Origin of the sequence: Collinsella sp. CLA-AA-H302 (assembly GCF_040093305.1) — a bacterium.
In the GTDB taxonomy this organism is placed as follows: domain Bacteria; phylum Actinomycetota; class Coriobacteriia; order Coriobacteriales; family Coriobacteriaceae; genus Collinsella.
Map to the genome: position 1 here is coordinate 104,974 of NZ_JBBNJW010000008.1, position 19,975 is coordinate 124,948.

The following is a 19,975-nucleotide window of genomic DNA, read 5'->3' on the forward strand; positions in this document are numbered from 1 at the left end:
CACGGATGCGTCAGCGTTTGGTATGCCTGCGATGTGCAGCGCATAAATTCGATGCCGCAAGGCGATGCTGATGCTATAGTTACTGCGGTTAATGAGGGTCAAGAGAAAGGTTACAGGTGAAATCCAAACCTCGACCATACAGTCGATGACCCCATGCAGGTGCTTTTTGCGCATGCGCGGGGTGTAAGCGTCGAGCGGCGTGCCGCCCGCGCATGCGTATACATATCCAGAAGCCCCCGGACGCCGCACGCGCGGCCGCGTCCGGAGGAATAATGATGGGGAGCACCATTGAATTATCTGAGTGAGATGCTCAAATTGCCGGTCTTGGACGTCGACGGCGAAAAGCTCGGCGTGGTCAACGATTTTGGTATTGCTACCGGCGAAGTTTTTCCGCACGTGACGTCGCTCGCGTTCCGCGGCCCCGGCAAGACGCCGTTTATGATCAGCTGGCGCAAATGGGTCGACCGTATCGACGAGACGGGTGTACACCTTAAGACGTCGGCCACCGAAATCCGTTTTTCGTACCTGCAGCCGACTGAACTCTTGCTTGCCCGCGACGTGCTCAACAAGCAGATTGTCGACACGCAGGGCATGAAGGTCGTGCGCGTCAACGACATCAAGTTTTCCATGTCGGGCGAAAACCAGCTGCGCCTGTTGGGTGCCGAGGTCGGTGCCCGCGGTCTGCTGCGCGCGATCAGCCCCGCACTCGAGCATATCGTCGAAGGCTTTATGAAGCACCTGGGCAAGCCGCTCAGCGAGGACATCATCGCTTGGTCCTACATGGACCTGCTCGACCGCTCGACCAAGAACATTCAACTCTCGGTGTCGCACAAGACGCTCGGCGAGCTGCACCCTGCCGACATCGCCGACATTATCGAGCAGCTCGACCCGCGTCTACGTGCGCAGGTGTTTGCGCAGCTCGATACCGCCCAGGCCGCCGAGGCCATCTCTGAGTTCGATGACGACGAGCTTATGACCGAGATGCTCGAGGGCCTGTCCGACACCGACGCATCGTCGATGCTGGCCATGATGGACCCGGACGACGCTGCCGACCTGATCGACGAGCTCGATTATGAGAAGGCCGAGAAGCTCCTGCGCCTGATGGGCGTCAAGGAGGAGAAGGCGATTCGTAATCTGCTGGGGTATGAGGACAACACCGCCGGCCGCATCATGACCTCGGAGTTTGTCTCCCTGCCCGCAACGGCAACGGTCGGTGATGCCATCGAGGCGATTCGCGAGCTCGACGAGGACTTCGAGAGCGTCTACTACGTCTATACCGAGGATCCGAGCGGCATGCTGACCGGTGTGCTTTCGTTGCGCACGCTGATCGTGGCCGACCGCGACGCCACGCTGGGTCAGCTGGCCTATCGCGACCTGGTCTATGTGTCGCCCGACGAGGACCAGGAAGACGTGACGGACGAGATGACCAAGTATGACCTGGTCGCCATCCCCGTCTGCGACGAGAACCGCCACATCCTGGGTATCGTGACCTTCGACGACGCCATGGACGTTATCGCCGAGGAGCATCAGGAGGACCTGCAGATCGCCGGTGTCGGCTCGGGCGATAGCGCGTCGGACGACTCGACGAACGTGCTCAGCTGGTTCGTGCATCGTCAGTACTGGGTTGTTGTATGGGGCATCGCATCGTGCATCATGGCGACCGTGCTGGGAACGGCGCTCGGCTCCGCGCATCTGGTGGTGTTCCCCATGTGCGCCATGCCGCTCGTGCTGCTGGCGGCCTCGCGCATGGTGTCGTTCGTCAAGAACTACTTCCTGGAGTATGACGGTCACGACGACGAGCCCAAGCCGTATCTGGGGTTCTTCTTCCAGAGCACGGGCATGGGCCTGATTCTGTCACTCGTGACCTACCTGTGCGCCCAGCTGGTGCGCACCGCTGCGTTCCCCGATGCGCCCATGTTTGAGGAGCAACTCTTTACCGGGTGTTTTAATATCGCTGCCATCATTTGCCTGGTTGGCAACATGAGTGCCGTGATTTACCTGATGGTGCTGTTCTGGCGTGACGAGCATGACCTCAACACGTCGGGCACCGCCATGAACGTCATTGCCGTCATGATCTCGTGTGTGGCGTATTGCATCGCCGCGGTGCTGCTCGCCATGTCAGTCATGGGTTAGGTGGTCGCGTGCAAAATACCAAGCAAAAGTCGGGCACCAAGCAAAAGCTGACCATCGCGGCCATCTTTGGCGCTATGGGCCCCGGTCTGCTGGCGGCGCTTTCGGGCAATGACGCCGGCGGCATTGCAACGTATTCCAGCGCGGGCGCCAGCTATGGCTACAAGATGCTCTGGATGCTTCCCGTCATGACCGTGCTGCTTATCGTGACGCAGGAGACCGCGGCGCGCTGCGGATGCGTCACGGGTAAGGGCCTGGCGTCGCTCATTCGCGAGCGCTTTGGCGTGCGCAAGAGCGTGTTGGCCATGGCGGCGCTGCTGATTGCCAACACAGCCGTGACCATTTCGGAGTTTGCGGGTATCGCGAGTGGCCTGGCCCTGTTTGGCGTTCCGGCGAGCATCTCGGTGCCGCTCGTGGCACTGCTGGTTTGGATGCTTACCATGTCGGGCAGTTTCCAGCGCATCGAGAAGATTTTGCTGCTGGTAAGCTGCGTGTTCGTGACCTACATCGTCGCCGCGTTTATGGCTGGCCCCAACTGGGGTGAGGTCGCGGTCGACTTGGTCGTCCCCAATATTCAAAACGACCCCAGCTACGTGTCGCTCGTGGTCGCAACAATCGGTACCACCATCGCACCGTGGATGATCTTCTTGGCTCAGAACAACGTGGTCGATAAGAATGCGGGCGAGGACGATATCGTGCTGCAGCGTATTGATACCGTGAGCGGCTCGATTGCTGCTGATATCATTGCGGGCTTCATTATCATCACGACCGGTACGGTGCTGTTCCCGGCGGGTATTCAGATTAGCGATGCTGCCGATGCTGCCCGCGCGCTGGAGCCTATTGCGGGTCAGTGGTCCACGGTACTGTTTGCCTCGGGCCTGGTCGCGGCGAGTTTCTTGGCTGCCTGCGTGCTGCCGGGCGTTACGTCGAGCGCTATCTGCGAAGCATTTGGCTGGGAGCGCGGTGCCGACCGCAGCTGGGACGAGGCCCCGGTCTATCGCGGCATCATTACGGCCATCATCGGTATCTCTGCCGTGCTGGTGCTTATGCCCGGTGTCGATCTGTTCCAGATTATGATGACCTCGCAGGTCATCAATGGCGTGCTACTGCCCGTGGTTCTGGTGTTCCAGGTGGTTATCGCTGCCGACCGTCACATTATGGGTGCCAACCGCAACGGCCGCGTGTGGAACGTGCTCACGTGGGCGACCATTGGTGTGATTACGGTGCTGACGGTTGTTATGTTTGTCCTGCAGGCGATGGGCTACAGCGCGTAGCGCCTCTTTTGGGTTTCGAGCGGGCCGCAGCCATGGGCTGCGGCCTCTTTTTTGCCCGCGACCTCTTGGGGCCGACTCTAAAAGAGTGATTTTGGGTTGTTTGCTGCGGGTTACTTGTCGGTGCCCAGCTTGTGCGGCTTGAGAGCGAGCGCATTGACGAGCGCGTCGGTGGCAGACTTGACGGCCGCCGGCTGCGGATCGTTGACGTGATCCTCGGGGTGTACGGGCAGGTCCTTCTTGACTGCATCGTGGATCAAGTTGAGGTACTCAGTCACGCCAGTGGTCGACAGGTGCGTGCCATCGCCATCGAACAGGTCGTTGCGATTGGCACTGTATCCGTACCAGTCGATAACGCGCACGTTCTTGTAGCGCGTAGCGGCGTTGGCGATGGCCTGGTTGGTAGTGCCAACCCACGGCTGCGGACTGCGCGTGTTCACAAACACCACAATACGCTTATCTCCTGCATCGGCCATGATGGCGTCGATCTGATCGTCGGTTACCAAGCCGTTGGTGCCCAGTGCAAAGACCACGATCTTGCCGGCAAGGTTTTGTTGGAGATAGCCCTCAAATGTCGCGCGGCCCGCATCAAACTGGCGGCCCTTTTCGGCATCGATATGGCTGTACGGGAACACGCCGTCAAAGGTGTCCACGGCACGCAGCGACACGGAGTCGCCGATCATAAGCAGATCGTAGGAGCCATCGGGGAAGCCGTCGTTGTCCTTGTCGGTGTCGTCGGCCGCCTGCTGGTCGGTGGGCGCGGTGTTCTTGGCTTCCTTGTTGAGGACTTCGGCGCCCTCGCCGCTCAGCGCAGACGTCTCGGGCACAAAGATCAGGCCGCCCAGTGCAACGACCAACACGACAGCGCAGGCTGCGCAGGCAGGGACGTGCGCGCGCACCCAGTTGGCGGGCGTGGCGGTGCCGTCGCGGAACTCGGATACGGTGCGCCCAAAGGCGCCCTTTCTAAACGGCGTCTCGATAAAGCGATATGAGCATTCGGCCACGGTGACCACCAACAGCACCTGCAAAATGTACTGCCACCACGGTGTATCGTTGATGTTGGCGACCGGGTTCATAAGCAACAGCAGCGGATAGTGCCACAGGTAGATGCTGTATGAGCGCTTGCCAACCCACACGAGCGGCTCGGCGGACAGCGCGCGGGCAACCATTCCCTGGGGCTGCACGCAGGCCGCGATGACCATGAGCGTGAGGATGGAGCATAACAGCGTGCCGCCGCGATACTGGAACGCGGTGTAGCCGTTGGTGAGCGCGACCATGGCGGCAAGGCCAACCAGACCCACGACGCCCAATACATCGATGGATGCGCGCGAGGACCAAAAACGCACGAGGGCGCTCGGCTGTGCCGGGACGGTCTCGGCTGCGCCGTCGGTCATAGCGTCATGCTTGCTCTCAGCGTTCTTGCCGTGCTTGGCGGCGTCAGCCAGGCGATTGAGCCCCAAACGATGAGCGAGACGCACCGGCGCCAGGTCGCGATCGGGGATAAAGGCCATCCAGGCGCCCAGCAGCAGCGAGAACACGCGGGTGTCGGTGCCGTAGTACACGCGGCTGGGGTCGGCGGCGGGGTTATAGAGCACCATCATGGCGATGGCGGAGACAGCAGCCAGGCCCAGAACCACGCGGCGCGTGTTGGGCTTGCTCATGTGCATGGATACCATAGCGAGCAGCAGCGGGGGCCAAACCAGGTAGAACTGTTCCTCGATGGCGAGCGACCAAAAGTGCGTAAGCGGCGAGGGATCGCCCAGAGCATTGAAGTACGAGACGTTTTGGGCAATCTGCCACCAGTTGTTGAAGAACAGCAGCGACGGCAGGATGTCGGGGCGCATCTTGGTGAGCATCACGTGGTTAAAGATGGTGCACAGCGCGCAGGTCACGAACACTACCGTTACCACGGCGGGGACCAGGCGACGGATGCGGCGAATCCAGAAGCTCTTAAGGTCGATGCGGCCGGTCTTAGCGACTTCGTTGAGTAGCAGGCGTGTGATCAGATAGCCCGAAAGCACAAAGAAGATCGTAACGCCGAGCAGACCGCCCTGCGCCCACGTGAGGTTGAGGTGATAGAGCACCACCGCGACGACGGCAAGCGTGCGCAGGCCGTCAAGGGCAGGGATGTAGCGGGACTTGGGGCGAGCAGGCGTCTGCTCCGCGGCGGGAGTGTTGGCGCGGCTCGCGTTGTTGGCAGAAGCGCGATGGGGGCTCGCGGTGCGTCGCGGCTCGTTGGCACGGCGCTCGCCCTTCACGCGTTCGTGCGGCACCGGCTCGTTGCCCGTGCGGCGTCGGCCGCGTGAGCTCGATTGCGGGAGTTGTTCCATAGAAAATCATCCAATGACGAGAATAATCAGCACGTATTCATTGTAGCCGCCTGCTCCTGTGAATGCTTGCTGCTGGCGCAACCTCAAGCGCGCGTCCACATCAAAGTGAACTAAAGTTATAGAGGTGCGAGAGCACACGATTGACGGCCGACAGCGGGTGTAGAGCCCACGGACGAGGAGGTTTCCATGGCGGATCACAGCATCGTTGCGGTGTTCGGCAGTATGAACATGGACCTTTCGGTGGCGTGCGAGCGCATGCCGCGTGCGGGCGAGACAGTCGGTGGCAGCGGTTTTATCACCAACGCCGGTGGCAAGGGCGCTAACCAGGCCGTCGCCGCTGCGCGCATGGGTGCGCGCACGTGCATGATTGGCGCTGTTGGGCGCGATACCTTTGGCGATGCGCTTGTGGCAGGGCTCCAGGATGCCGGCGTGGGCGTTGAGTTTGTGGCGCGTCGCGATGACGTGGAGACCGGTACCGCGACTATCATTCGCTGTGAGAGCGACAACCGCATCGTGCTGTCGCCGGGCGCCAACCATGCGCTTGCGGGCGAGGACGTTGCCCACGCGCTGAGGCGCTTGGTGGCCGACGAGCTCGACGGCGATGCCAACGAGATTGCCCCGGCTGCCGGAAGCGCCTTTATTGCCCAGGGCGAATGTGACCTTGCGGCGACGGCCGAGGCGCTTGCTTGCGCTCACGAGCTGGGGTTCTATACGATCTTTAACCCGGCGCCCGCCTGCGACCTGCCGGCAGGAGCGTGGCCTGCGGTCGACCTGGTCTGCCCCAACGAGACCGAGTGCCAGGTGCTGACGGGCATTCTGCCCACAGATGATGCGAGTTGCGTCGCCGCGCTCAATGCGCTGCTCGACAAGGGCGCCGGCGCCGCGGTCATCACGCTGGGCGGCGCCGGCTCGGTTACGCTCGGCGATGGCGGTGAGCCGCTGCGCATGCCGGCGCTTTCGAGCGCGGTGGTCGATACGACGGCCGCGGGCGATACGTTTATCGGCGCGTTGGCGGCGGCTCGCCTAGAGGGCTTGCCGCTCTTTGAGTGCATGGCCGCGGGTGCTCGCGCCTCGGCAGTGACGGTGTCGCGCCTGGGCGCTCAGCAATCGATTCCCACGCGCGCCGAAGTTGAACATTGGTTTGGTTAAACGATAAAGACGGAGAAGCGGAGTAGAACAATGGCAACCAAGAAGCTGATCCTTGATCTGGATATGGGTGTGGACGATGCGATGGCGCTCGCCTATGCCATCGCGAGCCCCGAGGTGGAGCTCGTCGGCATCACCACGTGCTTTGGCAACGTGCGCGTCGAGCAGTCGGCGCACAACTGCTTGGCGGTGCTCGACCTGTTGGGTCGTCCCGAGGTGCCGGTGTACCTGGGCGCCGATCGTCCCATGAAGGCGACCGAACCCTACACGCCGCCGGCGTCCACCACGCTTATCCACGGCAAGAACGGCATTGGCGGCGCAAGCGTGCCTGCCTCGCCGTACGAGCCGGTGGGCGCGACGTCGGCCGACGGCAATGCGGCGGTCGATTACCTGATTGATGCCGCGCGTACCTATGGTCCCGATCTGGTCTACGTTGCGACTGGCCCGCTCACCAATCTGGCGCTTGCCCTGGAGCGCGATGCGGCGGCGATGATGTCCATCGGCCGCGTGGTCGTGATGGGCGGCGCCCTTACCGTGCCCGGCAACGTGAGCGCGGGCGCCGAGGCCAACATGGCAAGCGACCCCGAGGCTGCCGACGCCGTGTTGCGCTCGGGCCGCAAGCTCACCATGGTGGGCCTGGATGTGACGCACCGCGTGGTGCTCACACGTCGCGACGTTGCCGGCTGGACGGGCTCGGGCACCATGGCGGGCTGCGCGTTTGCGAGCATGGTCGAGCACTATATCGGTTCGTACGAAATGAACGCGCCCTACCTGGGCGGCTGCGCGCTGCACGATCCGCTGGCGGTTGCCGTGGCGATTGATCCCACGCTCGTGGGTGCGCTCGGCTGTAACCTGCGTGTTGACTTGCTGGGCGAGTACCGCGGCCGCACCATCTGCGACGAGCACCGCCTGTCCGATCCGGACAAGAGCGCACTTGTGGCGCTGACCGTCGACGCCCCGCGCTTCCTGTCCGAGTTCAAGACACGTATGGCCCGTGTCCTTGGCTGATCCGCAAGATTGAGACGGCCTCCCAATCGTTTCAACGCTTCCAAAACCGTTCACGGACGATATGCTACCGTTGGTCGGCTGTGGACGGTGCTCCCCGCGAAGATATGGGCTATCATTCTTTGCTGCGCGGATTGTTACTTCTAGGGAGGCATGCCCGCGCCTCGATACAACGGATTGTTACTGGTAAGGCATGACCGCGATAGCTCGGCTATTTGCAGTCATGCCTTTTCTTTTTGATAATTCCGAAAGGAGGTTCAATAATGCTTGCGATTAAAAAGCTCAACAACAATGCCGTTCTTTGCCGCGACGGGCAGGGGCGCGACGTGATCGCCATGGGCAGGGGCGTCGGGTTTGGGGGAGAATTTCCCCGCGAGCTGCCGCTCTCTAAGATTGAGCATACGTTTTATGACATCGACCCCAAAGGGCAGGACGTCATGCGCGACCTTCCTTCTGAGATCGTGATGTTCACGGCCAAGGTGATGGACATCGTCGCCAACGAGCTGCCCTATGATCTGTCGACCAAGGCGACATTGTTCATGGCCGATCACCTGTCATTTGCGGTGGAGCGCGCGCAAAAGGGTTTTCGTATTGCGATGCCTCTCGCCTATGAAGTGCGCGAGACATATCCTAAGGAATACAAAGCGGCGCAGTTTATCGTTATGAGGCTCGAAAAGGAGCTTGGTGAACGACTTCCCAAAGAAGAGATTGCCAGCATTGCCATGAATCTCGTCAATGCGCGGGTTGTTCAGGCCATCGAGACCGCGAGCAAACCCACCAAGCAGTTTGACGATATGCTAGAAGATGTCACTGAGATCGTCGAGAGTGATTTTCGCATCATCGTTGACCGCGATTCCTACGATTTCACTCGCTATGCCACGCATCTGCGGTACCTGTTCAAGCGCATTCAAGCCGGCGAGTCGCTGAACAGCGCCAACATGCAGATGTACAAGAACTTTCGTGAGGAGTTTCCGCAGTTGGCAGAGTGCGTGAAGCATATCGGTTCCTATTGTCGTGAAACGTGGGACGCCACGCTCTCCGAGGAGGAGGAACTCTATCTGATGATCCATCTCAACCGGATCATCTCCAAAAAAGGATTGTAACCCGTAGCCATTCGGGGCATGACCTTTGCCGATTCGAACAGTAAGCCAAGATTGTGCAAAGGAGCCAATGATGGCAAATTACAAAAAGGTGGCAGAGCAGATTCTCTCCACTGTGGGCGGGGCGGAAAACGTGGCTTCGGTTACGCATTGCATGACGCGCCTGCGCTTCAACCTCAAGGATGAAAGCCTCTCGAATGATGAGAAGCTTGAGGACATCTCGTCTATCATCAGCGTCGTGCACGCCGGAGGGCAGGTGCAGCTGGTGGTCGGGCCCACGGTCGACAAGGTCTACGACGAGGTTTGTAAGCAGGGCGGATTCGAGGTCACGGTATCGATTGACGAGGAACTCGATGGCCCTCAGCTTAGCTGGAAGGAGCGCTTGGCGCCCAAGCACCTCCTCAATCAGCTGCTCGATGCCGTGAGCGGCGCTATCACCCCGATCCTTCCGATCTTTTGTGTCGCCGGTATCTTCAAGATGCTCGTTATTCTGTTTGGGCCCGAAGGCGCCGGTTTTATGTCCGAAACGAGCGACCTGTATCGGATCCTTTCCCTGGTGGGCGATGCGGCGTATTACTACTTCCCGGTGTTTGCCGCCTATAGCTCGGCTAAGAAGTTCAAAACGAGTCCTGTGCTGGCACTGCTCATCGCTGTTGTGATGATTTATCCCGACATGCTCGCTATTGTTGAGGACGGAAAGCCTTTCAGCGTCTTCGGCATCCCCATGCAGCTCGTCAACTACACCCAGGCTGTTCTTCCGGTCATCTTGATCACCTGGGTCCAGTCCTATGTTGAGCGCTTCTTTAAGAAGATCTCGCCTGATATGTTGCGCATTCTGATCGTACCCGTGGGTACGGTGCTCGTGATGTTGCCGGTCGCGCTGTGCCTCTGCGGCCCTGCCGTCCAATTTGTCATGGGCCTTGTGGCCGATTTCATCATTTGGCTCGCCTCTGTTGCCGGTCCCGCTGCGACCGCGGTTATCGGCGCATTCTGGAATCTGATCATCGCCACCGGCATGCACGTGCCGATCTATACCGCCATATTGCCCGCCGCGCTCCAGAACGGTTACGACGCCATCTTATACCCCGGCACCGCGGTTGTAGCCTACACCACGCTTGCCATCGCGCTCGCCTATGGCCTGCGCGCTAAGGACAAGGAGAGTCGAGCCACGGGCTGGAACTTGTTCATCACCTATGCCTTCGGTCGCGTGAGTGAGCCCATCATCTACGGCATCCTGTTTCGCGACAAGAAGGCTCTTGCCTGGAACATGATTGGTGGTGCTGTCGGTGGTCTGCTGGTAAGCCTTCTTCATGCCAACGTCTATATCTTCACTGGCGTTGGTTTCCCATGGATGAACGTGCTCATGTTTGCTCAGGATATCATCCCTGGCACCATCGGGTGTCTTGCTGGCGGTGCCGTGACGTTTGCGTTGGCGATGATTTTTGGATTTGAAGGACAGGAGAAGATGCCGTTGAAGTCCAAGAGCGGCGATTCTGAGGCCGTTGAATCCGTCGAGGCATAAGAGGCTACTACACAAATATGCTCCCCAGCCGTTGCGCGGTCCGACCCCTTGGCCGCGCAACGGTACTGTGCTGTTGCGCGGCACTTGCCGAGTCCGTTGCGTTCGACAGTGTGGGCCGGGAATTTGATAGAAAGGACGACACCATAATGTTTAGAGAAGATTTTTTATGGGGCGGGGCTCTGGCTGCAAACCAGTGCGAGGGAGGATGGAACGAAGGCGGTCGCGGTTTAGCCAATTCCGACATGCTGCCGTTTGGCGATCAACGCATGGACGTCATGCGGGGAGACCTTGATCCGCGTGCGTTGGCACCCGACAGCTTCTATCCCGCTCGCAAGGGCATTGATTTTTACCATAGGTACAAGCAGGATATTGAACTGTTTGCCCAGATGGGTTTTAAATGTCTGCGCTTATCAATCGCCTGGAGCCGCATTTTTCCCAAAGGAGACGAAGCCGAGCCCAATGAAGAAGGCCTTGCCTTTTACGAGGATGTTTTTAGGACGTGTCGCGCGCATGACATTGAGCCTTTGGTGACGCTCAACCACTATGATGTCCCCATGCATCTCGTCGATGCGTATGGCGGATGGCGCGATCGCAGGTTGGTCGACCTGTTCGAGCGATATTCGCGTACCGTGTTCGAGCGCTATCGGGGATTGGTCAATTATTGGCTGACCTTTAACGAGATCAACATCATGACGCAGGCGTGCTTTATGGCGGCGGGGATCATCTTCGAGCAAGGGGAGAATCGCTATGCAACGGTTCACACGGCCGTGCACCATGTATTGGTTGCGAGCGCCCGTGCGGTCGGGGCGTGTCATGAACTGTGCCCTGGGGCGAAGATCGGTTGCATGCTCAACGCAGGTGTCTTCTATCCGGCTACATGTGATCCGGACGATGTGCTGGCTGCGCAGGCTGAGAATCGCAGCCATTACATGTTTACCGACGTCCAGGTGCGCGGTGCGTACCCGAGCTATGTTCTCAAGGAATACGCCCGCCATGGTTTTGAGGTGCCCTATCGGGATGATGACCGCGAAGTACTGGCTGCAAACCTGGTCGATTTCGTCTCGTTTTCGTATTACTCGACGCGCGTCGCAAAAGCGCATGCGGAAGGTCAGTTCGATTCGAACCTTCTTCGCTCGGCGCCTAATCCGTATCTAAAACAGGAGCCTTGGGGGAGGTTTATCGACCCCAAAGGGCTGCGCGTCACCATGAATGAAATCTGGGATCGCTATCAAAAGCCGCTGTTCATCGTCGAAAACGGTTTGGGTGCTCCTGATGTGCCGGAAGATTCGGGTGAAATAGAAGACGACTATCGAGTTGAATACCTGCGGGCCCACATCGAGGCGATGAGGGAGACCGTCGAGCTCGACGGGGTGGAACTCATGGGATATACCTGTTGGGGCCCGATCGATTTGGTTTCGGTCGCCACAGGACAGATGCGTAAGCGCTACGGGTTTATCTATGTCGATCGAGACGATAGCGGTGCGGGCTCGTTTGAGAGACGTAAAAAGAAAAGCTTCGAATGGTACCGACGCGTAATAGCAAGCAATGGCGAAGACCTTGCGTAATAACGTTAAGATGGACAAATGCGCCCGTTGGGGGAATAGTCGTGCCACTTCGCTTGACAACAGGCTAAACTAGCTATTAAACATTTACTATTCTGTTTAGATTGAATTTGCGGTCGTTTAGTTGCCGAGTCACGGGGCGGTCAAGCCACGATGCTCGGCCGCGACCGATGCTAGGGGGAACGATGGCTAAAGCAAGCGTCCGCGAGATCAGCCGCATTACCGGCTTTTCGCCCGCAACCGTGTCCAACGCGCTCAACCGCAAGCGCAGCGTGAGCGAGGAGACCGCCAAGGTCATCCTGGAGTGCGCGCAGTCGCTCGGCTATCAGCAGTCGACGCAGCTCGAGAGCATCCAGTTTGTGCTTGCGCGCAAGACGGGCGCCATCCTGGACGAGAGCACCTTCCATCCTGCAGTCATCGAGGGCGTGGAGCGCCAGGCGCGTCGCCACGGCATGAGCACGAGCTTCGTCTCGCTCGACTTTAGCGACCTGGACGCCGTGCGTCCGCAGGTCGAGGGCCTGATCGCCGACCCGTCTGCCGCCATCGTGCTGATGGGCACCGAGCTGGGCGAGGAAGACTACGCCTTGTTTGCCAACGCCGCCGCCCACCTAATCGTGCTCGACGGCTGGAGCGACCGCCAGTACTTCGATGCCGTAGTCATTGCCAACACCGATTCGGTGCTGCGCGCCGTGGACTACCTTATCGAGAAAGGTCACAAGCAAATCGGCTATCTGGCAGGCGACCTTCGCATCCGTAACTTTAAGGATCGCGAGCGCGGCTATCGTCAAGCGCTTGAGGATGCGGACCTCGAGGCCAACTCGACATGGCGCGTCACGCTGGGCACTACGCTCGAGGGCGCCTATCGCGATATGGGTGCATGGCTCGACAGCGTCTCACGCGACGACCTGCCGACGGCTTTCTTTGCCGAAAACGACGTGCTCGCCGTGGGTGCCATGCGCGCGCTGAACGAGCACGGCATTCGCGTGCCCGAGGACGTCTCGATCATCGGCTTTGACGATCTGTCGCTGGGCGCCTTCTCCAACCCGCCGCTCACCACGGTGCATGTTCCCAAACACGAGGTGGGCGAGATCGCGGTGCGTCGTCTGGTGGGCAACATCCGCAATCCCAAGTGCTATACCTGCAAAACGGCCGTGTCGACCTATTTTGTCGAGCGCCAGAGCGTGCGCGAAATCTAGGCGGAGGCGGTATCGCCCGCTTCGCGTCAAAGCACGCTAGGGCAGCAAATACAACGCCATTTAAAAGAGGGTCCTTCTGGGCCCTCTTTTTTGTTTCCCTTGTATGTTCAATCCGTTTACATACCGTTTAGGCTGATTTCTCTACCGTCTACGGGTATTTCGCGCTAAACTTCTAAACAGAAGAGTAAAACATTTAGTAAACAGAACAAAACGAAACACACATCTGTTTACTGAACATGTGATTAGGGGAGGACGTACATGGATAAGATCAAGCTCGGTTTTGTGCCCACGCGCCGCAGCATCTTTAGCGCGCCGGATGCGATCAAGTATCGCGGGCTGACGGCTGATCGCCTGCGCGAGATCGGCGTCGACATCGTGGATATCGACGACATCAACGATGAGGGTCTGCTGTTCGACGACAGCCATATCGAGCCTATCGTCAAAAAGTTCCGCGCCGAGGGCGTCGACGGCATCATGCTGTGCCACGCCAACTTTGGCACCGAGTACGTTTGCGCCCGCCTTGCCCGCGAGCTCGGCCTGCCCGTGCTGCTGTGGGGTCCGCGCGACGAGCGCCCCGAGCCCGACGGCACCCGTCTGCGCGATAGCCAGTGCGGCCTGTTCGCCACCGGCAAGGTCCTGCGCCGCTTCCAGGTCCCCTTCACCTACATGACCAACTGCCGCCTGACCGACCCCGAGTTCGAGCGTGGTGTTTGGGACTTTTTGGCCGTGTGCAACGTGGTCAAGACCTTCAAGCACACCCGCATCCTGCAGATGGCCACCCGTCCGTTCGATTTCTGGTCGACCATGTGCAACGAGGGCGAGCTGCTCGAGAAGTTCAACATCCAGCTTTCGCCCATCCCCATGACCGAGCTTGTCCAGGCCGTGCGCGACGCCCAGGCTGACGAGCAGGCCATGGCAGCCATGCTCGCCCACATTGGTGACAGCTTTGAGATCTGCATCCCCGAGGATAAGGTTCCCGCGGTCGCAGGACTCGCCATCGCCATGAAGCGCCTGGTCGAGAAGTACGGCTGCAACGCCGGTGCCATCCAGTGCTGGAACGCCCTGCAGGACGAGCTGGGCATTATGCCCTGCGCCGCCAACGCTATCCTCAACGAGATGGGTATCCCCGTCGTGTGCGAGACCGATATCCATGGCGCCATCACCGCGCTGATGGTCGAGGCCGCCGACCTGGGCCGTCACCGCGGCATGTTTGCCGACTGGACCGTGCGTCATCCCGATAACGAGAACGGCGAGCTGCTGCAGCACTGTGGCCCCTGGCCCTGCAGCTGTGCGGCCGTCAAGCCCAAGCTCACCTACCCGCTGGCATTCGATCACCCCGGCGCGCTGACAGCCGAGGCCAAGCACGGCGACCTCACCCTTGCCCGCTTTGACGGCGACAACGGCGAGTATTCGCTGCTGTTGGGCAACGCCCGCGGCATCGACGGCCCGGCCGGCATGGGCACCTACCTATGGGTCGAGGTCGAAAACCTCAAGCGCCTCGAGGCCAAGATCGTCGAGGGTCCCTACATCCACCACTGCGTCGCCATTCACGCCAACGTGGTGCCGGTGCTCTACGAGGCATGCAAATACCTCGGCATTGTCCCCGACCTGTACGACCCCATCGAAGAAGACGTCAAAGCTTACCTGCGAGGAGAGTAGAAATGGCAACTATCGAAGAGCTTGAGTCCCTGCGTTGGGACCTTCGCCGCGATTGCGTCGATATCATCATGGCTGGCGCCGGCGGCCACATCGGCGGCGACATGTCGGTGATCGACGCCCTCATGACCCTCTATGCCAACCACCTCAACATTTCGCCCGAGACCGTCGACGATCCCAATCGCGATCGCTTCGTGCTCTCCAAGGGCCATGCCATGGAGGCCTACTACGCGGTGCTCTGCCACGAGGGCTATCTGGACCTCGATGACGTCAAGGCCCGCTTCTCTAAGTTCGGCAGCCCCTACATTGGCCACCCCAACAACAAGCTCAAGGGCATCGAGATGAACTCGGGCTCGCTGGGCCATGGCCTGCCCGTGGCCGTCGGCATGGCGCTTGCCGGCAAGATGGACGGCCGCGACTACCGCGTCTACACCATCATGGGCGACGGCGAGCTTGCCGAGGGCTCGGTCTGGGAGGGCGCCATGAGCGGCGGCAACTACCAGCTCGATAACCTGTGCGCGCTCGTGGATCGCAACCGCCTGCAGATTAGCGGCAGCACCGAGGACGTCATGAAGCAGGACTCGCAGGAGGAGCGCTGGGCCGCCTTCGGTTGGAACGTGCTCTCCATTCCGGGCAACGACGTCCAGGCCATCGACGCCGCGCTGACGCTTGCGGCCGAGACTAAGGGAAAGCCTACGGTCATCATCCTCAACACGGTGAAGGGCTATGGCTCGCCCGTTATGGAGGACAAGGCCGGCTGGCATCATCACCTGCCCAACGACGAGGAATATGCCCAGATCATCGCCGATTTCGCTGCCCATAAGGAGGCCATCAATGGCTAACAAGATCGCCAACCGCAAGGTTATCTGCGACACGCTGCTCGAGGCCGCCAAGACCGATAAGGACATCGTCGTCCTGTGCTCCGACTCCCGCGGCTCCGCATCGCTCACGCCGTTCTTCGATCAGTATCCCCAGCAGTCCGTCGAGGTCGGCATAGCCGAGCAGGACCTGGTGAGCATCGCCGCCGGCATGGCTTCGTGCGGCAAGAAGGCCTGGGCCGCCTCGCCGGCGTCCTTTGTGACCACGCGCTCGTATGAGCAGTGCAAGGTCGATGTTTCGTACTCCAATACCAACGTCAAGCTCATCGGCATTTCGGGTGGCGTGTCCTACGGTGCCCTGGGCATGAGCCATCACTCCGCGCAGGATATCGCTGCCATGAGCGCGATTCCCAACATGCGCGTGTATCTGCCGAGCGATCGCTTCCAGACCGCCGAGCTCGTGCGCGCCCTGGTTGCCGACAACAAGCCGGCCTACATCCGCGTGGGCCGCAACCCGGTCGAGGACGTGTACACCGAGGACGAGTGCCCGTTTCAGATGGACCGCGCCACCTGGGTGCGTCGCGGCACCGATGTGACGATTGTCGCCACCGGCGAGATGGTCCGCCATGCCGTGGACGCCGCCGATCTGCTGGCCGAGCAGGGCATCTCGGCAACGGTGCTCGACATGTACTGCGTCAAGCCGCTCGATACCGAGGCCGTGATCGAGGCCGCCGGGGCTACGCGCGCTGTCGTGACCGTCGAGGAGCACAGCCCCTTCGGCGGCCTGGGTTCCATGGTCGCGCAGGTCGTGGGCGAGCATTGCCCGCGTCCGGTCAAGTGCCTGAGCCTGCCCGACGCGCCGGTCATCACCGGCACGAGCCCCGAGGTCTTTGCGCACTACGGCCTGACGGGCGAGGGAATCGCCAAGACGGTCGCCGAGTTCCTGCCCGCAGAGTAACTGGAATGTGACAAAGGGACAGTCCCTTTGTCACATTCGTTTTGAAAGGGGTGGCCATGGGCCGCTACATCATCGGTATCGACCAGTCCACGCAGGGCACGAAGGCGCTGCTGGTGGACGAGGGCGGCCATCTGATCCATCGCGCCGACCGCTCACATCGCCAGATTGTCAACGAGGCCGGCTGGGTGAGTCATGATCCGGCCGAGATCGCCGCCAACGTGCTGGCCGTGGCGCGCGCCGTGGTGGAGGAGACTGGGGTCGATCCGGCCGATATCGCCGGCATTGGCATCTCTAACCAGCGCGAGACCACCGTTGCCTGGAACCGTACGACGGGCGAGCCGCTGTGCGACGCCGTGGTGTGGCAGTGCGCCCGTGCCCGCGAGCTGTGCGACGAGCTGGCCGCGCGCGAGGGCGTGGCCGAGCTGGTGCGTGACACGACGGGCCTGGTGCTTTCGCCCTACTACCCGGCGGGCAAGATGGCTTGGATCCTCGAGAACGTTCCCGCGGCAGCCGAGGCCGCGGCGGCGGGCGAGCTGTGCCTGGGCACTATCGACGCCTGGGTGGTCTGGACGCTCACGGGCGGCGCGGAGTTCCGCTGCGACTGGTCCAACGCCAGCCGCACACAGCTTTTCGACCTGCGCCGTGGCTGCTGGAGCGAGCCGGTGTGCGAGGCTTTTGGTGTCGATCCGGTTTGTCTGCCGCAGGTGACCGATTCCGATGGCCTGTTCGGCACAACGGACCTGGGCGGCTTTTTGCCGGCGCCCGTGCCGGTGCACGGCGTGCTCGGCGACAGCCATGCCGCCTTGTTTGCCCAGGGCTGCCACAGCCGCGGCATGGCCAAGGCGACCTATGGCACCGGCAGCTCGGTCATGATGAACGTCGGCGACGAGTTTGTCGCCAGCTCGCACGGGCTTTCCAGCTCGCTCGCATGGCGTATGGACGGCGTGACCGAGTACGTGCTCGAGGGCAACGTGAGCTACGCCGGCGCCGTCAAGACATGGCTACGCGACGACCTGGAGCTCATCAACAATCCCGAGGAAGTCACCGACCTGTGCTACGCCGCCAATCCGGCGAGCCGCGTCTACTTTGTGCCGGCGTTCACTGGCCTGGGCGCGCCGCACTGGGCGAGCGATGCCGAGGGCTGCGTCTTTGGCATGACACGCACCACGGGCCGCGCGGAATTCGTAAAGGCGGCCGATGAGTCGATCGCCTATCAGATCTTCGACGTCATCGATGCGATGGTCGAGGATTCGGGCGCGGCGCTGGCCGAGCTTCGTGTTGACGGCGGTCCCACGCGCGACGCGTACCTGATGCAGTTTGAGAGCGATCTGGTCGGCTCGCCCATCCGCATTGCGAGCAACGACGAGATGAGCGGCCTGGGCGCGGCCTGGGCCTGCGGCATTGCGCTGGGCGTGTACACGCGCGACGTCGTTGACGTCTACGGCGCCCGCGGCATCGTGGAGCCTGCCATGTCTGCCGACGAACGAGCCAAAAAGATCGCCGGCTGGCGCCATGCCGTCAAATCAACAATTGCATACACTGCCTAGGCGGCTGCGCGGCACCCAAGGATTTTTCTGGGGATTAAACACTCATTGATCCCCGTCCCGGGCAGCTCATTTGGGACGGGGCTTTTTTGACTGGTATGATTGGTGCGACCATTCGAACCAGCTAAAAGAGCCCCGTCCTAAATTGACTATCGAGAGGATCTGCCATGGAGCGCATCGCGAGTTTTTCCGTTGACCATCTGCTGCTCGAGCCCGGCGTGTATGTGAGCCGCATCGACCGCGATCCGGCGACCGGCGCCGCCGTCACCACTTTTGATCTGCGCCTGACCACGCCTAACAAGGAGCCGGTCATGAACACGGCGGAGTGCCACACCATCGAGCATCTGGGCGCCACGTTCCTCCGCAATCATGCCGAGTGGTCGAGCCGTATCGTCTACTTTGGCCCCATGGGCTGCCGCACGGGCTTTTACCTGGTTGTCTTTGGCGAGCTGACGAGCGAGGAGATCTTGCCGCTCGTACGCGAGCTGGTCGAGTTCGTCGCTGGCTTTGAGGGCGATGTCCCCGGTGCCGCTCCCGAGGAGTGCGGCAACTACCTGGACCAGAACCTCCCCATGGCAAACTGGCTCGCGCGCCGCTATCTCGACCGTGACCTGGCCGATATCGACGAGAAGCACCTGCACTACCAGCAGGCATAGGGCCGCCCTCTGCCTCCAAACCGTTCACACGGAGATATCGACCGTTTAACTGTTTAGAAGTGTTTATTCGAGGTCATTAGCACTAGCTCGCTTAAACTAGTTCTCAGAGTGATATTCAGGCAAGGCTCCTGAAGCAGCATCTGTTGACATTGATTGTCGGATTCTGCTTCGGGAGCCTTGTTCTGTTTAGGGGGGCACATGGAAATTGTTAAACGAATTAATACCAGCGCTGTCCTCTGCGTCGATGGAAATGGCAGACAGTTGGTTGCATTCGGCCGTGGTCTGGGGTTCAAGAATGTCGGAGACGAGGTCCCTCTTTCGGAGATTCAACGAACGTTTTATAACGTTAGCTCTCGCTACATCGCTCTCGTTGACGAGGTCCCCGACGAGCTTCTCGAGCTTACCTCGGATGTTATTGATATGTCGACAGGTTTGCTGCCTTATGAGGTGAGCCCTAATTTGCCGTTTATCCTTGCGGACCATATCGCGTATGCGGTTAAGCGCAAAGAGCAAAATATCGTTGTCCGCATGCCTTTATCGTTTGATGTCCGCCAACAATATCCCGTCGAATTTAAAATCGGCGAGTATGCACTTAGGATAATCAGGAAACGTCTTAACGTTAGGCTTCCAGCTCATGAGGCAGTTGGAATTGCCATGGCGTTTATCAATAACATGGCCGATTCGGACTCATGCGAAGTAGTTAAAGAGTTTAGCGCGGATATCTACGATCGTGTTCTGGAGGAGTCAACCGTTGCTGTTGAAAATCGGCTTGGCATTCAAGTTGATCGGGAAGGTTTCGATTACGCAAGGTTCGCAACCCATCTTCAGTACTTATTCAATAGGTTGAACTCTGGCGAAAGCATCGTGAGCGACAACCGCAAGATGTACCTCTCGCTCAAAAAAGAATATCCGGTGGCATCAATGTGCGCCGATGATATTGCTTCTGTTCTCAGCCGACTGACGGGGCGGGAACTTATAGACGAAGAAAGACTCTACCTCATGATGCACATCAATCGAATTGCATCGAAAACAAGGTAATTAGTTGGCAAAGGCGCGCGCTTTGCTGATGGTTACATATAAA

At 60.1% G+C, this 19,975-nt stretch carries 15 protein-coding genes; 14 read left to right on the forward strand and 1 reads right to left on the reverse strand.

All coding sequences use genetic code 11. From position 1 onward, the window contains the following. The first annotated feature begins 288 nt into the window (after positions 1 to 288). Positions 289 to 2,133: a CBS domain-containing protein gene (locus tag AAAV21_RS07425; RefSeq protein ID WP_118289437.1), complete on the forward strand. Its 1,845-nt coding sequence runs from the start codon at positions 289 to 291 to the stop codon at positions 2,131 to 2,133. A gap of 74 nt (positions 2,134 to 2,207) precedes the next feature. Then, a complete protein-coding gene (locus AAAV21_RS07430) occupies positions 2,208 to 3,404 on the forward strand; it encodes an Nramp family divalent metal transporter (protein ID WP_055252163.1) in 1,197 nt (398 codons plus the stop codon). A gap of 110 nt (positions 3,405 to 3,514) precedes the next feature. Here the strand turns inward: AAAV21_RS07430 and AAAV21_RS07435 are convergent, their stop codons facing one another. Then, entirely contained in the window at positions 3,515 to 5,731 is a 2,217-nt protein-coding gene (locus tag AAAV21_RS07435) for an acyltransferase family protein (protein WP_349108520.1), read from the reverse strand. Between the two features lie 186 nt (positions 5,732 to 5,917). Between AAAV21_RS07435 and AAAV21_RS07440 the strand changes: the two genes are divergently transcribed. From AAAV21_RS07440 to AAAV21_RS07495, 12 genes are all read left to right on the forward strand, one after another. Continuing rightward, the gene (locus AAAV21_RS07440) at positions 5,918 to 6,880 is read left to right on the forward strand and encodes a ribokinase (protein ID WP_349108523.1); all 963 of its coding nucleotides are present in this window, start codon (positions 5,918 to 5,920) and stop codon (positions 6,878 to 6,880) included. Positions 6,881 to 6,910: 30 nt separating this feature from the next. Next, positions 6,911 to 7,885, forward strand: coding sequence for a nucleoside hydrolase (locus tag AAAV21_RS07445; protein WP_349108525.1), 975 nt, complete (start codon positions 6,911 to 6,913; stop codon positions 7,883 to 7,885). Between the two features lie 260 nt (positions 7,886 to 8,145). Further along, positions 8,146 to 8,985, forward strand: a complete 840-nt coding sequence (locus tag AAAV21_RS07450) for a PRD domain-containing protein (RefSeq protein ID WP_117774381.1) — start codon at positions 8,146 to 8,148, stop codon at positions 8,983 to 8,985. Positions 8,986 to 9,055: 70 nt separating this feature from the next. Then, the gene (locus AAAV21_RS07455) at positions 9,056 to 10,504 is read left to right on the forward strand and encodes a PTS transporter subunit EIIC (RefSeq protein WP_349108528.1); all 1,449 of its coding nucleotides are present in this window, start codon (positions 9,056 to 9,058) and stop codon (positions 10,502 to 10,504) included. Between the two features lie 146 nt (positions 10,505 to 10,650). Next, positions 10,651 to 12,069 (forward strand): 6-phospho-beta-glucosidase, encoded by a 1,419-nt coding sequence (locus tag AAAV21_RS07460; RefSeq protein WP_164473267.1) that lies wholly within the window; start codon positions 10,651 to 10,653, stop codon positions 12,067 to 12,069. A gap of 182 nt (positions 12,070 to 12,251) precedes the next feature. Beyond that, positions 12,252 to 13,262 carry a LacI family DNA-binding transcriptional regulator gene (locus tag AAAV21_RS07465; RefSeq protein ID WP_349108530.1) on the forward strand — a complete coding sequence of 337 codons (1,011 nt, stop codon included), beginning with the start codon at positions 12,252 to 12,254 and terminating at the stop codon, positions 13,260 to 13,262. A gap of 258 nt (positions 13,263 to 13,520) precedes the next feature. Continuing rightward, entirely contained in the window at positions 13,521 to 14,921 is a 1,401-nt protein-coding gene (locus AAAV21_RS07470) for an L-fucose/L-arabinose isomerase family protein (RefSeq protein WP_349108531.1), read from the forward strand. A 2-nt stretch (positions 14,922 to 14,923) separates the two neighbouring features. Further along, positions 14,924 to 15,760 (forward strand): transketolase, encoded by an 837-nt coding sequence (locus AAAV21_RS07475; protein ID WP_199408789.1) that lies wholly within the window; start codon positions 14,924 to 14,926, stop codon positions 15,758 to 15,760. After that, positions 15,753 to 16,694: a transketolase C-terminal domain-containing protein gene (locus AAAV21_RS07480; RefSeq protein WP_118094894.1), complete on the forward strand. Its 942-nt coding sequence runs from the start codon at positions 15,753 to 15,755 to the stop codon at positions 16,692 to 16,694. The genes AAAV21_RS07475 and AAAV21_RS07480 overlap by 8 nt, the downstream gene beginning before the upstream one ends. 56 nt (positions 16,695 to 16,750) lie before the next feature. After that, positions 16,751 to 18,241, forward strand: coding sequence for a glycerol kinase (locus AAAV21_RS07485; RefSeq protein ID WP_349108535.1), 1,491 nt, complete (start codon positions 16,751 to 16,753; stop codon positions 18,239 to 18,241). Between the two features lie 164 nt (positions 18,242 to 18,405). After that, entirely contained in the window at positions 18,406 to 18,894 is a 489-nt protein-coding gene (locus AAAV21_RS07490) for an S-ribosylhomocysteine lyase (protein WP_349108538.1), read from the forward strand. Between the two features lie 198 nt (positions 18,895 to 19,092). Further along, positions 19,093 to 19,932 (forward strand): PRD domain-containing protein, encoded by an 840-nt coding sequence (locus AAAV21_RS07495; protein ID WP_099432486.1) that lies wholly within the window; start codon positions 19,093 to 19,095, stop codon positions 19,930 to 19,932. The last annotated feature ends 43 nt before the right edge of the window (positions 19,933 to 19,975 follow it).